Here is a 14,692-nt window from a genome sequence, read left to right on the forward strand (position 1 = left end):
GCCGCGCAGCCACTGTCGCGGCGCCCGGTCGAGGCCGCAGCGGTACCCGGCGGGCAGGCGGATCGATACTGCCGATGTGCACCCCGAACTCCTGTACCTGAGCTTTGACCACATTCAGCCACTCTCGTCGAGTGGTCCGGGGTGCCGGAACGGCTTCGGGGCGGGTCCGGGGACGGGGAGGGTCCGGATGTGACGGGGCGGGTCCCCGATGGAGGGACCTCTGGAGCACCCCCGGGCCGCTGACCGGTTTTCGGCTCCGTTTCCGCCGTTCACGGGAAGATCTTGGCCAGTTCTCCGGGAGGGACGACACATGATCGACGATCTGTACCGGACGTGCGGGCGGCCGACCCGTTCAGGGAGCCCGTGCCGGATCCGGATCTCAGGGTCGGACGTGGCCTGCGGCACACACGCCACGGAGCACGACAAGGAGATCGCGGAGGCTCATCGCCGCGGGTGGCGGGAGGGCTGGGACTCGGGGCACGAGAACGCCACCTACCTCTCCCGGGCAGAGGTCGAGCGCCTTGAGCGGCGAGTGGTGGCGCTGGAACAGCAGCTGGGCGAGGTGCGGCGCGAGCGGGCGGTCGCGGACGGCCATGTCATGCGGCGGGAGTCGGAGGCCGGCGAGTAGGGCGGGCGGGGCCGGGGCGGTGCTCCGCCGGAGCTCCACGGCGGTGCCCCGCATACCGTGCGCCGAACGGGTGAACGCGGAGATTGTCGGGCGGACCGGGAACCCGACCGAGGGGCGGGTCGTTGGCACGGTTGGGCAAAGAAATCGTCAAGTGGCGTGGCCCGCGCCGGATTGCGCAGGGATTTCGATGGGTGTCAGCCTTTCCAAGGGCGGCAATGTCTCGCTGAGCAAGGAGGCCCCTGGCCTGACCGCGGTCATCGTGGGTCTGGGCTGGGACGTACGGACCACCACCGGCACGGACTTCGACCTCGACGCCAGCGCGCTGCTGGTCGACGCCAACGGCAAGGTCCTCAGCGACCAGCACTTCGTCTTCTTCAACAACCTCAAGAGCCCGGACGCCTCCGTCGAGCACACGGGCGACAACCTCACGGGCGAGGGCGAGGGCGACGACGAGCAGATCAAGGTCAACCTGGCGGGGGTCGCCGCCGAGGTCGACAAGATCGTGTTCCCGGTCTCCATCCACGAGGGCGAGAGCCGCGGCCAGTCCTTCGGCCAGGTGCGCAACGCCTTCATCCGCGTCGTCAACCAGGCCGGTGGGGCCGAGCTGGCGCGCTACGACCTCTCCGAGGACGCCTCCACCGAGACCGCCATGGTCTTCGGTGAGCTCTACCGCAGCGGTGCGGAGTGGAAGTTCCGCGCGGTGGGCCAGGGTTACGCGTCCGGCCTGCGCGGTATCGCTCAGGACTTCGGCGTCAACATCTGACGTACGTATGTCAGTGAGCCACTGACGTACGGCGGACGGCAGTCGGCCGGTGGTGGCCGGCCGGCAGCCGTCGGCCCGGCCGCCAACGGCCGGGCCGCTACGAACCGTTCCGGTGTCAGAGCTCGCTGTCCGGCCAGTCCAGCAGCCGGGCGCCGATCGCGGCCGTCTGGAGAGTGAAGCGGTGCCGCGGGTCCGCCGGGTCGGCGCCGGTGAGCCGGTGGATGCGGTCCAGGCGGTAAGTGAGGGCACGGACGCTCAGGTTGAGGCGGCGGGCCGCCTGGGCGGAGACGCAGCCCGCGTCGAAGTAGGCGTGCAGCGTGTCCAGAAGGGGCCTCGCCCCTCCCCTGGCGTCACGCAAGGGGCCGAGTGTGTTGCGTACGAGGTCGGACATCGCCTCGCGATCCCGGGCAAGGACGGGGTACACGAGCAGGTCCGCCGCGTAGAGGACAGGCTCGTCGAGGTCCATGCGCTGCGCCAGGTCGAGGGCCTTCAGTGCCTCCTCGTAGGAGCGGACCACGCCGCCGGGTCCCGAGTGGGGCCGTCCGACCGCGGCCCGGCCGCCGGCGGTGGCCGCGTACGCCTGCTTGGCGAAGTAGCGGACGACGTCGTCCTGGTTGCCCGGGACGATGCAGATCAACCGGTCGTCCTTGGTGGTGAGCAGGATCCGGCGGTCCCCGAAGCGGGCGAAAAGGGCGGCTTCGACCGTGCGCGTCACAAAGTGGGTGTCGTCGTAGGGTTCGGGGCCCTCGGCCACGCCGACGGAATGGTCGTGGGCGAGCCGCAGCCCGAAGCGCTCGGCGCGCTGGGCCATGCGGGCGGGGTCGGACCGGCCGTGCAGAAGATCGTCGATGAACTCCCGGCGTGCGGCCTCCTCCTTGCGGACGGCGAGGCGCTGGGCGCGCTCGTATCCGCCGGCGAACGCGTCCACGGCCTGCTCGACCGCGGCCAGCACGCTGTCCGGGGCCGTGGTGGCGGGCCAGTTGGCCCGGGTCGCGGCGAGATGGGCAATCACCAGGGAGCGGAGTCCCCGGCCCGCTTCCGCCGCCTGTTCACCGAGTGCCCGGCGCCCCTCCAACTCGTCCCGGGTGAGCCGCCGTCCGGTCTTCCCGACCTCGGCCAGGATCTCCGCGTACCCCTCGACGTAGGTGTCCGTCGCCTCCGGTGTCGCCACTGCCTTCCTCCCCCGTCCGCTCCGTCCGGGCGGCCGTATCGGGTTTCGTCCGACGGCCCGATCCGGCATCAGGAGCGCGTTAAGACTGCCGGAATCCGGCAATGCGAGCAAGTCCGGTTGCCTGACACGATGGGAGCGCGCCGAGGCAAGGGGATGCCCCGGGTGCCGCTTGGCGGCAATGAGCGAACGGGGGTCGGAACGGTGAACGAATTCCTCTTGGCCGTGGCCGGCTTTCCCACCGCGCTGTTCAGTGCCGCTCTCGTCGTGGTCCTGGTCTTCTGGCTGCTGGTGGCCGCGGGCGGCGCGTCGCAGGACATGTTCGACTCCGACGCCGACACGGCGTTCTTCGGCTCCGCCGGTCTCGGCGGTGTCCCGGTGACGGTGGCCGTGTCACTGTTCGTCGTCCTTGCCTGGTCCATCTCCGTCACCGGTTCTCTGCTGCTGCGCGGGTCCGGCCTCACAGGGGTGCCGTACGCGGTCGTCGCCTGCGCGGTGCTCGCCGCCGCGGTGCTCGTTCCCTGGAGAGCCACCCGGCGCCTGGTGCGCGGCCTGGCCAGACTGTTCCCCGAGGAACCCGGGCCGTCCCGCCAGGACTTCATCGGCATGACGTGCACCATCCGCACCGGGCGGGTGGACGCGCACTTCGGCCAGGCCGAGGTCCGGGCCGGGGACGGCTCCACCGCCGTCGTCCAGGTGCGGCGACTACCGGGCGAGAAACCGGGCCCGGACGGACCGGGCCTCGTCGCGGGCTCCACGGGACTGCTGTTCGCGTTCGACGACGACGGCGAGTTCTTCTGGGTCGCGCCGTTCTCCGCCCTCGACGGACTGCCGGACTCCGGCCGCCCGAGAGCCGCCTGACGGCTCACCGACGACCGGCTGACGGCTTGCCGGCAGGGACCTGGCGCCCACCGCCGGCCGTCCGAGCAGCCGGAACCCGGCAACCAACACCGACCAACCACCACAGGACGCGGCGCGTCCCGGTCCGCCCTGCGCGGACCCGGGGCCCGAGCGGCGCGGCCCACTCCGGGCCGCCGGTGCACTCGCGCCGCCGCCCGTCCGTGACCACGACCGCCCGATCGGTCGCGCTCACGGACAGACGGCGGAGCCCGGTCCACCGGCGGCCGGGGACGGCCGGACCGCCTCCAGTGCGCCACGCCCGCTGAACCTACCCACCTCACCAAGGACTTCCGAGGACTCGTATGGACTCCATCACCATGGGCATCGGCGTGCTCATCGCCGCCGTCCTGCTCATCGCCTTCTGCCTGCTGCTCGTCGTCACCCGGCTGTTCCGCAAGGTCGAACAGGGCAAGGCCCTGATCGTCTCCAAGATGCGCAAGGTCGACGTCACCTTCACCGGGCAGGTCGTACTGCCGGTGCTCCACAAGGCCGAGGTCATGGACATCTCGGTGAAGACCATCGACATCACCCGCGCCGGCCGCGACGGCCTGATCTGCCGGGACAACATCCGCGCCGACATCCGGATCTCGTTCTTCGTCCGCGTCAACAAGACGGTGGAGGACGTCATCAAGGTGGCGCAGGCGATCGGCACCGCGCGGGCGAGCGACAAGGAGACGCTGCAGGATCTGTTCAACGCCAAGTTCTCCGAGGCGCTGAAGACGGTCGGCAAGCAGATGGACTTCACCGACCTCTACACCAAGCGGGACGAGCTGCGCGACCGGATCATCCAGCTCATCGGCACCGACCTCAACGGCTACAGCCTCGAGGACGCGGCGATCGACTACCTGGAGCAGACCCCGCTCAAGCAGCTGGACCCGTCCAACGTCCTGGACGCGCAGGGCATCCGGAAGATCACCGAGCTGACGGCGGTCGAGCACGTGCGCACCAACGAGTTCCAGCGCACCGAGGAGAAGGAGATCACCCGCCAGAACGTGGACGCCCGCGAGGCGATCCTGGAGCTGGAGCGCCGGCAGGCGGACGCCGAGATCAAGCAGCGGCGCGAGATCGACACCGTGCGGGCCCGCGAGGAGGCCGAGACCGCCCGGGTGGTCGAGGAGGAGCGGCTGCGTGCGCAGAGCGCGTTCCTGCGCACCGAGGAGCAGTTGGGCGTCCAGCGGGAGAACCAGGCCCGTGAGGTGGCCGTGGCCGAGAAGAACCGCGAGCGGGTCATCGCCATCGAGAACGAGCGCATCGAGAAGGACCGGCTCCTGGAGGTCATCGCCCGGGAGCGGGAGACCGCGCTGACCAGGATCGCCGCCGACAAGGAGGTCGAGGCGGAGCGCCGGGAGATCGCCGAGGTCGTCCGGGAGCGGGTCGCCGTGGACCGGACGGTCGCCGAGCAGGAGGAGTCGATCAAGCGACTGCGCGCCGTGGAGGAGGCCGAGAGGGAGCGTCAGGCGATCGTTATCGCGGCCGAGGCCGAGGCGCAGGAGAAGCTGGTCAAGGACATCAAGGCGGCGGAGGCCGCCGAGCAGGCGGCGGTCCACCGCGCGGCCGAGGAGATCACCCTCGCCGAGGCGCGGGTGAAGTCCGCGGACCTGGACGCGCGCGCCAAGCAGCGTCTCGCGGAAGGCGTCCAGGCCGAGGCGGCCGCCGAGGGACTCGCGGCCGTGCAGGTGCGCGAGAAGGAGGCGGACGCGATCGAGCGCGCGGGCCGCGCGGAGGCCGAGGCCACCCAGGCCCGGCTGCTCGCCGAGGCGGAGGGCGTCCGGGCCCAGGGCGCGGCGAGCGCGGCGGCCATCAGCGAGAAGCTGAAGGCGGAGGCCGCCGGTCTGACCGAGAAGGCGGCCGCGATGGCCGCCCTGGACGAGGCGTCGCGCGGGCACGAGGAGTACCGCCTGCGGCTGGAGGCGGAGAAGGACGTCCGCCTGGCCGGTCTGGACATGCAGCGCCAGGTCGCCGAGGCGCAGGCCACCGTCCTCGCCACGGGCCTGGAGAACGCGGACATCAGCATCGTCGGCGGTGAGTCGGCCTTCTTCGACCGGATCATGTCGTCGATCTCGCTCGGCAAGAGCGTGGACGCCTTCGTGAGCAACTCCGAGACGGCGCAGACTCTGGCGAAGCCGTGGCTGGACGGTTCGTCGAGCTTCACGGAGGACCTGACCTCGGTGCTCGGGAACGTGTCCACGGGCGATGTGCAGAACCTGACGGTGTCCGCCCTGCTCACCCGGCTGATGCGGTCCGGCGGAGGCGGCGCGGGGGAGCTGCGGCAGCTGATGAACGAGGTGGACCGTCTCGGCCTCTCCGACCTGTCCCTCACGGACCTGACCGGCCGGTCCCCGGCCGTCGGGCAGGCCCCCCTGAACGGCACGCCGTCGTCCTGACGGCGCGCCCCGGCCCCGGTGCTGCCCGACGGGGGTGAGCAGCATCGGGGCCTCCCTCCGGGCCGGGCCCACAGAACCGTGGGCCCGGCCCCGGTCCCAGACGGGTCGAGCCGCGGGTTCCACGACCGGCCCGGGAGCAGGCCCGCCCGCCCGGAACCAGGACCGGAGCCAGGTCCGGAAACAGCCGGGACCGCCCGGAACCAGGCCCGGACCAGGTTTGGAAACCAGGCCCGGAACCAGGTCCGAAGGACGCGAGCGCAGGACAGGAAGCGAGCACATCAGATGACCACGCCCACCACCCGTCCCGCCGACGCGCGGTCCACCGGCTCCCGGGAGGAGTCCGGAGCGTACGAGGTGCTGCGTGACCGGCTCGAGGCCCAGGCCGCGGAACTCGCCCGGCGCGCCGGGGAGCTGAACGAGCGCCGCATCGAGACCTTCGGCTCCATGGAGCTGCGGCTCGCGGGGACGGAGAGCCTGCGCACCGAGCATCCCGGGCTGCCGCAGGACATCGCGGCCGTCGGGCCGTATCTGCTGTTCGGCTTCCGCGCGACCGCCGGCGCCACCTCGGCCGGGGAGGTCTCCGTCGCCGATGTGCTCACCCTGCACGACGCCTCGCTGGAGCGGCTGCCCGAGGAGACCGTGCCCGGGCTGCTCGACGACCCAGCGTTCCGGCAGGAGTTCGAGGCGCTGCACCGCTACTACCGGGACGCCCAGCTGCTCCAGTTGCGGGTGCTGGACGGGAAGCTGCTGGCGGTGTTCCGGACCGGGCCCGGCGGCGGCCGCGGCCCGTCCGACGGCCACGGCACCGACCGGACGGGCGACATCCGGGTGCTCCGCTGGGCCCTGGAGACGCCCGCCGGGGGCCCGGTCTCGGCCCGGTTCCTCGATGCCCGAGGGGAGCGCGACCATGTCTTCCCGCCCTCGCACGACATCGAGTGGACGGCCGCGACCCGCGAGGACCACGTCCTCGGCCGGCACCCCCATGTCTCCGTCGGCGGCGAGCTGTTCGTCTCGACCGTGGGCGGTTCGCTGACCCTGAAGACCTCCGACGACACGGAGACCGCCGAGGGCATCCACTCCGAACCTGTCGACGAGCCCCTGCAGTCGCTGGCCGACGCCGAGGTGGCGCACGCGCGCGTCGGGCCGCTGATCCTGCTGCGCGTCCGCCCCTACAAGGAGACGCGCGACCGGCACTTCGTCTTCGCCACCACCACCCGCGAGGTCAGCCGGCTCGACGGGATCGGCCGGGCGTGCCTGCGGCTGCCGGACGACCAGGGCATCGTCTTCCCTGGCGGCTACTGCCTCGCCTCGACGGGATCGGCCCGCACCTTCGACCTCGACCCGGAGCTACTCGCCTCGCTGGTCCACGAGCGGACCGTACGCTCCCCCAACGGCGAGGACGTGCTGTACGCGTTCCGGTCGCCCGCCCAGGGACGCCTTCTGCTGCTGCCGTACAACGTGATCGGCAAGGGCGTGTCCACCCCGCTGACCGGCTCCGGGTACGCCCTCTTCGAGGACGGCCGGCTGCTGGTGCTGCGCGCCCGGGAGGACAAGCCCGCCCGGGTGCACCCGGTGCAGCTCTGGGAGTCGCCGTACGTCTCCGACACCTACGCGGCCGCACGGCCGGCCGGGGAGGGGCCGCTCGCGCGGATCGGCAACGCGGACCTGGTGCGGGGGATCTCGGACTGCCTCTCGCTGGCCCGTTCGGTGTCCGGGACGACACCGACGACCGAGGTGTACCAGGCCCTTCTGGCGGCCTGTGCACGGGCGGGCGACGCCTACCACTGGCTCTCCGACGCGGGCACGGGTGACCTGCGCACCCCGCTGGACGCCATGCGGGAGACGGCCGCCCAGGTGGTCGCGGAGTTCGAGACGGTGCGGGAGCTGACCGCGCGGGCCGCCGGAGCGCTGGACGCCTCGGCTGAGCGGATCGCCTCGCTGGTGCGGCGGCTGCGGGGCGAGACCCCGCGCACGGCCGGCGCGTGGGTCGAGGGGCTGACGGGCCTGCGCCGCGCCCAGGGCGAGCTGATCACACTCAAGGAGATGCGGTACGCCGACACGGACCGCATCGACGCCCTGGCGGCGGAGACGGACGCGGACATCGCCTCGTTCGCCCAGCGCGCCATGGCGTATCTGGCGCGGGAGGACGCCTTCACCGGCTACCACGACGAGATCGCGGAGCTGGCCGGTGAGGCGGAGGAGGTGGCGACCGCCGCAGGGGCGGGGCCCGTCGCCCAGCGGCTGGACGGCCTGGAGGAGGGGCTGCGCACGGTGACCGCGGTGGTCGCCGGTCTGGAGTTCGGCGACGCGGTGGTGCGGACGGCGGTTCTGGAGCGGACCGCCGAGGTGCTGGCCGGGGTGAACCGGGCCCGCGCGGTGCTGGACGCCCGCCGCCGGGAGCTGGTCGCCCGGGAGGGCCGGGCCGAGTTCACGGCCGAACTGGCTCTGCTCGGGCAGGCGGTGACGGGTGCGCTGACGGCCGCCACGGACCCCGCGGCCTGCGACACGCAGCTCGCGTCGCTGCTGTTGCGTCTGGAGGACCTGGAGTCGCGGTTCGCCGACTCCGACGCCTGTCTCGCGGAGCTGGGCGACAAGCGCACCGAGGTGTACGAGGCGTTCACGGCCCGTCGCCAGACGCTCCAGGACGCACGGGCGGCCCGGGCGGAGCGGCTTGCCGCCTCGGCCGGCCGGGTGCTGGAGACGATCGCCCGACGCGCGGCCACACTCGACGGCCTGGACGCGGTCAACGCCTTCTTCGCCTCCGACCCGATGGCCGCCAAAGTGCGGCGCACGGCCGGACAGCTGCGTGAGCTGGGCGACTCGGTGCGGGCGGAGGAGCTGGACGGCCGGCTGAAGGCCGCCCGGCAGGAGGCCGCGCGTGCGCTGCGCGACCGCACCGATCTGTACGCCGACGGGGGTTCGGCGATCCGGCTGGGCCGGCATCTGTTCACCGTGAACACCCAGCCGTTCGAGCTGACCCTCGTCCCGCAGGGCGACGGGCAGGTGTTCGCGCTGACCGGCACCGACTACCGGGCTCCGGTCACGGCCGACCCGGAGTACGCCGCGACCCGCCCGTACTGGGAGCAGTCCCTGCCGTCCGAGAACGCCGAGGTCTACCGGGCCGAGCACCTGGCCGCCCGGCTGCTGGACGAGCACGGCGCGGAGGCGCTGGAGGGAGCGGCGGGCCTCGGCGACCTGGTGCGCCGCGCGGCGGAGGCGGCGTACGACGAGGGCTACGAGCGGGGTGTGCACGACCACGACGCGACCCTGATCCTCCGGGCGCTGCTGCGCCTGCGGGAAGACGCCGGGCTGCTGCGCTACCCGCCGCGGGCCCGGGCGGCCGCCCAGCTGTTCTGGGCGCATGACACCGACGAGGCCGGGCGCACCGCATGGACCCGGCGGGCCGTTTCGCTGGCCCGGGCGCGGGAGACCTTCGGGCTGGCCCCGGCGATCGACGCGTTCCGCGCGGAGCTGGCCGAGCGGATGGGAGGCGGTGGTGAACTTGCCGCGGAGTACCTCTTCGAGGAGCTGACCCGCGGGCCGGAGGGTTTCGTCACCGGCGCCGGGGCACGGACGCTGCTGGAGAAGTTCCGCCGCTCGGTCGACACGGCCGCCTACGAGGACGGCCTGGCCTCCCTCGGCGACGACCTGCCCGCCCGCCGTCAGGTGGTCGACAACTGGCTGGGCGCGTACGCGCAGGCGACGGACCCGGGCATCGACGCGGGCGACCTCGCGGAGGCCGCCGCCCTCGAACTCTGCCCGGACCTGGCCCGGTACGCGTGCGAGGCCCCGCTTACCGAGCGCGTCGAAGGACTGCTGGGCGACCACCCGCGCATCACGGGACGCGCGATGACCGTCCGGATCGACGAACTCCTGGCACGGACACGGCACTTCCGCGCCGTGGTCGCCCCCGGATTCCGTGAATACCGGCAGCGTCGCACCGCCCTGGCGGCGACGGAACGCGCCCGGCTGCGCGTCGACGAGCACCGGCCGCGGGTCATGCCGTCCTTCGTACGCTCCCGGCTCATCGACGAGGTGTATCTGCCCCTCATCGGCGACAACCTGGCCAAGCAGCTCGGTACGGCCGGGGAGTCCCGGCGCACCGACAGCAACGGCCTCCTGCTCCTCGTCTCCCCGCCCGGCTACGGCAAGACGACGCTGATGGAGTACGTGGCGGACCGCCTGGGCCTCGCCCTGGTCAAGATCAACGGTCCGGCCCTCGGACACTCGGTCACCTCCCTCGATCCGGACGAGGCGCCGAACGCCACCGCCCGCCAGGAGGTCGAAAAGATCAACTTCGCGCTGGAGGCGGGCAGCAACGTCCTGCTCTACCTGGACGACATCCAGCACACCTCCCCGGAGCTGCTCCAGAAGTTCATCCCGCTGTGCGACGCGCAGCGCCGTATGGAGGGTGTGTGGCGCGGTGAGAGCCGCAGCTACGACCTGCGCGGCAGGCGCTTCGCGGTCTGCATGGCGGGCAATCCCTACACCGAGTCCGGTCGGCGCTTCCGGATCCCGGACATGCTGGCCAACCGCGCCGACGTATGGAACCTGGGCGAGGTACTGACCGGCAAACAGGACGTGTTCGCGCTGAGCTTCGTCGAGAACGCGCTGACCTCCCACCCCGTACTGGCTCCCCTGGCGGGCCGGGACCGGGCCGACGTGGACCTGCTCGTCCGCCTGGCCTCCGGGGACCCGGCGGCGAGCGCGGACCGGCTGGAGCACCCCTACGCGCCGGCGGAGCTGGACCGGATCCTGGCCGTGTTGCGCCATGTCGTGGCCGCCCGGCGTACCGTGCTCGCGGTCAACGAGGCGTACATCGCCTCCGCCGCGCGCAGCGACGAGACCCGCACCGAACCGCCGTTCCTGCTCCAGGGCTCCTACCGCAACATGAACAAGATCGTGGAGCGGATCAGCCCGGTCATGAACGACGCCGAGCTCGCGTCCGTGGTCGAGGACCACTACACGAGCGAGGCGCAGACCCTGACCAGCGGAGCGGAGGCGGCGCTGCTGAAGCTCGCGGAGCTGCGCTCGGCGCTCACACCCGAGCAGGAGGCCCGCTGGGCCGAGGTCCGGGCGCGCCATGTGCGCGCCCAGGCCCTCGGGGGTGCGGAGGGCGATCCGCTGACCAGGGCCGTCGCCGCGCTGGGGCTGCTGGCAGACCGGATCTCCGCGGTCGAGACGGCGATCACCCGGGCCGCGGACCCGCGGCATCTGCTCGCGGCCCCGGGGCGCCACGCCGCTCCGGGCCACCGCGACCCCGGGTGACCGTTCACCCGTCGGGCGGCGGCCGCTCCGCCGCTCCGGGCCACCGCGACCCGGGCCCACGCCCACCGCGACCGCGAACCCGGCGGCCGCGACGGCGACCGCGACCGGCCCCCGTCCACGTCCACGTCCGCGTCCGCGTCCGGGTCCACGTCCGCTCAGTAGCGCTCGGTCAGGTGCTCCCGGCCCGCCGGGGGCTCGTAGGGCTCCGGCCAGAAGTCGGATATCGCCGTGATCCTGCCCTGCGCGTCCCCGGTGAAGAAGGTGACGGCGTGCATTTCCTCGGCGCCGACCCTGGCATGCACCCAGGTCACCGCCTGGTCCCCGTCGGCCACCAGGCGGTCGACCCACACATGCCAGTCCCCGGGGTACTCGCGGTAGAAGCGCAGGAACGCCTCCCTGCCGCGTATGCGTTCCCGGGTCTGCGGAAGCTCGTAGACCAGGTCCTCGGCGAGGGTGGCGGCGAGAGCCGCCCAGTCGCGCGCCTCGGTCGCGGTCCAGTGCGCGGCGACCGTCGCGGCGAGGCCGGCCGGTGCCGAGAGGGAAGACACGAGGGAGTCCGTCACGGAGGCCGCGGAGGCCGCGGATTCGGTGCGGGAGCCGTCTGTCGTCATGAGGTGAGTCTGCACCCGGCCACCGACAGCGCCCCGGTTGTCCACAGGTCTGTGCACGCGGCCCCCAGCAGGGATGACGGAGTTGTTCACAGGTGGCCGGTTGTCCACAGGGCGCGGATGGACCGGGGCGGTTTCCGGTTTGATGGACGGCATGAACGACACCGACACCACACCCGACATGCCCGGCATGCCCGACTGGGAGAAGCGGTTCCGGGCACCGCGTGTATCCCTGCCCGAGTGGGCGGAGGACGCCCCCGACCGCTCCCTGTTCGTTTCGAACGCGACGGGCACCTACGAGCTGTACGCATGGGACCGGGCCACGGGCGAGCGCCGCCAGGTCACGGACCGGCCGAACGGGACGACGGACGGCACCCTCGCCCCGGACGGCGAGAGCATCTGGTGGTTCTCGGACACGGACGGCGACGAGTTCGGCATCTGGATGCGCCAGCCGTTCGCCGGCGGCGAGGACGTGCCGGCCGTTCCCGGCCTCCCGGCGTCGTACTCGGCCGGGCTCGCGATAGGCCGGGACGGCACCACGGTGGTCGGCCGTTCCACGGACGAGGACGGGACCACCGTCCACGTCGTGCGGCCCGGTGCGGAGCCGTCCGTGGTCTACCGGCACCGGGAGTCCGGGGGCGTGGGCGACCTCTCCCACGACGGCACGCTGCTCGCGATCGAGCACACCGAGCACGGGGACGCCATGCACGCGGCCCTGCGGGTGCTCCGCCTGGACGGCTCGGTCGTGGCCGAGCTCGACGACACCCGGGGCGGCACCCGGGAACTCGGCTTGGACGTCCTCGGCTTCGCCCCGGTGGACGGAGACACCCGGCTCCTCGTCGGCCACCAGCGGCGCGGCCGCTGGGAGCCGATGATCTGGGACGTGGCCACGGGCGAGGAGACCGATCTCGCCATCGACCTCCCCGGCGACGTCAACGCCGAGTGGTACCCGGACGGCTCCGGGCTGCTGGTCGCCCACAGCTTCGAGGCACGCGGCGAACTGTGGCGGTACGACCTCACGACGCGGGAGCTGGAGCGTGTCCCGACGCCGGTGGGCTCGGTGTCGGGCGCCACGGCCCGGCCCGACGGCAGCGTGGAGTACCTGTGGTCCTCGGCGGCCGAGCCGCCGCAGGTCCGCTCGACCTCCGGCGGCGTGGTCCTCGACCCGCCGGGGATGAAGGCACCCCGCTCCGTCCCGGTGGAGGACGTGTGGGTGGACGGCCCCGGCGGCCGCATCCACGCGCTCGTCCAGCGGCCGGCCGGGGCAAGCGGCCCCCTGCCGACCGTGTTCGAGATCCACGGCGGCCCGACGTGGCACGACAGCGACCAGTTCGCCGCCGGCCCGGCCGCCTGGGTCGACCACGGATACGCGGTGGTCCGGGTCAACTACCGCGGCTCCACGGGCTACGGGCGGGAGTGGACCGACGCGCTCAAGCACCGGGTCGGCCTGATCGAGCTGGAGGACATCGCCGCCGTGCGGGAGTGGGCGGTCGGATCCGGTCTGGCGGACCCGGCGCGGCTGGTCCTCGCGGGCGGTTCCTGGGGCGGCTATCTGACCCTGCTCGGACTCGGCACCCAGCCGGAAGCCTGGGCGCTGGGCCTGGCGGCGGTCCCGGTCGCCGACTACGTCACGGCCTACCACGACGAGATGGAGGCGCTGAAGGCCATGGACCGCACCCTCCTCGGAGGGACGCCGGGGGAGGTCCCGGAGCGCTTCGCCGCCTCCTCCCCGCTGACGTACGTGGACGAGGTCCGGGTCCCGGTCTACATATCGGCGGGGGTCAACGACCCGCGCTGCCCGATCCGTCAGGTCGAGAACTACGTGGACCGGCTGGCGGCCCGGGGAGCGGTCCACGAGGTGTACCGGTACGACGCGGGCCACGGGTCCCTGGTGGTGGAGGAGCGGATCAAGCAGGTGCGACTGGAGATCGACTTCGCCGACCGCCATCTGGGCCGCCGGGCCGACTAGCGGGGCGACCGGCGCCGGGCCGGGACCGTCCCGGCCCCGGACCGGTGCCCGGTCGGGCCCGCTCGGAACCCGGCTGGGCACCGGTGCGGACCGGACCCGGGACAAAGGGGGTCGGGGCCGTTCCGTACCGTGGAGGGGTGTACCGCTTCCTGCTGACGCCCCGCTGGTGGGGGATCAACGTCTTCGTCGCGCTGGCGATCCCGTTCTGCCTGTTCATGGGCTCGTGGCAGCTGGGGCGGTTCGAGGACCGCGTCGAAAGTCACCGGGAGGCCGGGCAGCGCCCGGCGGAAGCCGCGCGCGAGAAGCCCGCGCCCCTCGACGAACTCCTGCCGGTGGACAAGAACACGTCCGGGCGGCAGGCGACGGCGACCGGGCGCTACGGGGAGCAGTTCCTGGTCCCCGGGCGGAAGCTCGACGGCAGGACGGGCTCCTATGTGCTGACCCTGCTGCGGACGGACGGGGGCCGGGCCCTGCCGGTCGTGCGGGGCTGGCTCCCTCAGGGCGGCAGCGCCCCGGCCGCGCCGGACGGGGTGGTCACGGTGGCCGGTGCCCTCCAGGCATCGGAGACCACGGGCACCGACGGCGCGCACACGGCCGGCGGGCTCCCCCGGGGACAGCTCGGCATGATCAGCGCGGCCTCCCTGGTGAACCTGGTCCCGGACGATGTCTACGACGCCTGGGTCACCCTGGAGAAGGCGGACAGCGGGCTGACCGCCGTACCCGCGGCGGCCCCCCAGAACAGCGGCCTGGACCTGAAGGCGTTCCAGAACCTGGGCTACACCGGGGAGTGGTTCGTGTTCGCGGGCTTCGTGCTCTTCATGTGGTTCCGGCTGGTGCGGCGCGAGGCGGAAGCCGTGCGGGACCGGGAACTGGGTCTCGACCCCGAGGCGGCCTGAGACACCTGAGGCCGCCCGCCCGGGCCCGCCACGCCCACGCGGGACCCCACACGGGCGGCCGGACGGTCCGGAGGCGGGGGCGGTCCGGCGTCCGTCCCGCCCGGCCGG

At 73.0% G+C, this 14,692-nt stretch carries 9 protein-coding genes; 7 read left to right on the forward strand and 2 right to left on the reverse strand.

Translation table 11 applies throughout. From position 1 onward, the window contains the following. Positions 1 to 391 precede the first annotated feature (391 nt). Positions 392 to 628 (forward strand): hypothetical protein, encoded by a 237-nt coding sequence (locus C593_RS28730; protein WP_158686793.1) that lies wholly within the window; start codon positions 392 to 394, stop codon positions 626 to 628. 187 nt (positions 629 to 815) lie between these two features. After that, positions 816 to 1,391 (forward strand): TerD family protein, encoded by a 576-nt coding sequence (locus C593_RS0103210; RefSeq protein ID WP_018845870.1) that lies wholly within the window; start codon positions 816 to 818, stop codon positions 1,389 to 1,391. A 115-nt stretch (positions 1,392 to 1,506) separates the two neighbouring features. Here C593_RS0103210 and C593_RS0103215 read toward each other — a convergent pair whose 3' ends face one another. After that, the gene (locus tag C593_RS0103215; RefSeq protein WP_018845871.1) at positions 1,507 to 2,562 is read right to left on the reverse strand and encodes a helix-turn-helix domain-containing protein; all 1,056 of its coding nucleotides are present in this window, start codon (positions 2,560 to 2,562) and stop codon (positions 1,507 to 1,509) included. A gap of 201 nt (positions 2,563 to 2,763) precedes the next feature. Between C593_RS0103215 and C593_RS0103220 the strand changes: the two genes are divergently transcribed. From C593_RS0103220 to C593_RS0103230, 3 genes are all read left to right on the forward strand, one after another. Next, on the forward strand, positions 2,764 to 3,420 hold the full coding sequence (locus C593_RS0103220; RefSeq protein WP_026277301.1) for a hypothetical protein: 657 nt from the start codon (positions 2,764 to 2,766) through the stop codon (positions 3,418 to 3,420). A 341-nt stretch (positions 3,421 to 3,761) separates the two neighbouring features. Then, entirely contained in the window at positions 3,762 to 5,843 is a 2,082-nt protein-coding gene (locus tag C593_RS0103225) for an SPFH domain-containing protein (protein WP_018845873.1), read from the forward strand. Between the two features lie 282 nt (positions 5,844 to 6,125). Beyond that, complete coding sequence (locus C593_RS0103230) at positions 6,126 to 11,111, forward strand: DNA repair ATPase (RefSeq protein ID WP_018845874.1); 4,986 nt, start codon at positions 6,126 to 6,128, stop codon at positions 11,109 to 11,111. 155 nt (positions 11,112 to 11,266) lie between these two features. On the opposite strand, the gene C593_RS0103235 is transcribed toward C593_RS0103230, so the two are convergent. Next, positions 11,267 to 11,722, reverse strand: coding sequence for a nuclear transport factor 2 family protein (locus C593_RS0103235; RefSeq protein WP_018845875.1), 456 nt, complete (start codon positions 11,720 to 11,722; stop codon positions 11,267 to 11,269). A 142-nt stretch (positions 11,723 to 11,864) separates the two neighbouring features. Between C593_RS0103235 and C593_RS0103240 the strand changes: the two genes are divergently transcribed. Together C593_RS0103240 and C593_RS0103245 are read left to right on the forward strand one after the other, a co-directional pair. Continuing rightward, entirely contained in the window at positions 11,865 to 13,688 is a 1,824-nt protein-coding gene (locus C593_RS0103240) for a S9 family peptidase (protein WP_018845876.1), read from the forward strand. Between the two features lie 137 nt (positions 13,689 to 13,825). Further along, the gene (locus tag C593_RS0103245) at positions 13,826 to 14,584 is read left to right on the forward strand and encodes an SURF1 family protein (RefSeq protein WP_018845877.1); all 759 of its coding nucleotides are present in this window, start codon (positions 13,826 to 13,828) and stop codon (positions 14,582 to 14,584) included. Positions 14,585 to 14,692: the final 108 nt, after the last annotated feature.

Source organism: Streptomyces sp. CNT372 (genome assembly GCF_000377145.1).

What these genes read in the sequence shown, in the direction of transcription:
- C593_RS0103210 (WP_018845870.1), top strand. Translation starts at nt 816, where the DNA reads ATGGGTGTCAGCCTTTCCAAGGGCGGCAATGTCTCGCTGAGCAAGGAG.
- C593_RS0103225 (WP_018845873.1), top strand. Translation starts at nt 3,762, where the DNA reads ATGGACTCCATCACCATGGGCATCGGCGTGCTCATCGCCGCCGTCCTG.
- C593_RS0103230 (WP_018845874.1), top strand. Translation starts at nt 6,126, where the DNA reads ATGACCACGCCCACCACCCGTCCCGCCGACGCGCGGTCCACCGGCTCC.
- C593_RS0103235 (WP_018845875.1), bottom strand. Translation starts at nt 11,722, where the DNA reads ATGACGACAGACGGCTCCCGCACCGAATCCGCGGCCTCCGCGGCCTCC.
- C593_RS0103240 (WP_018845876.1), top strand. Translation starts at nt 11,865, where the DNA reads ATGGACGGCATGAACGACACCGACACCACACCCGACATGCCCGGCATG.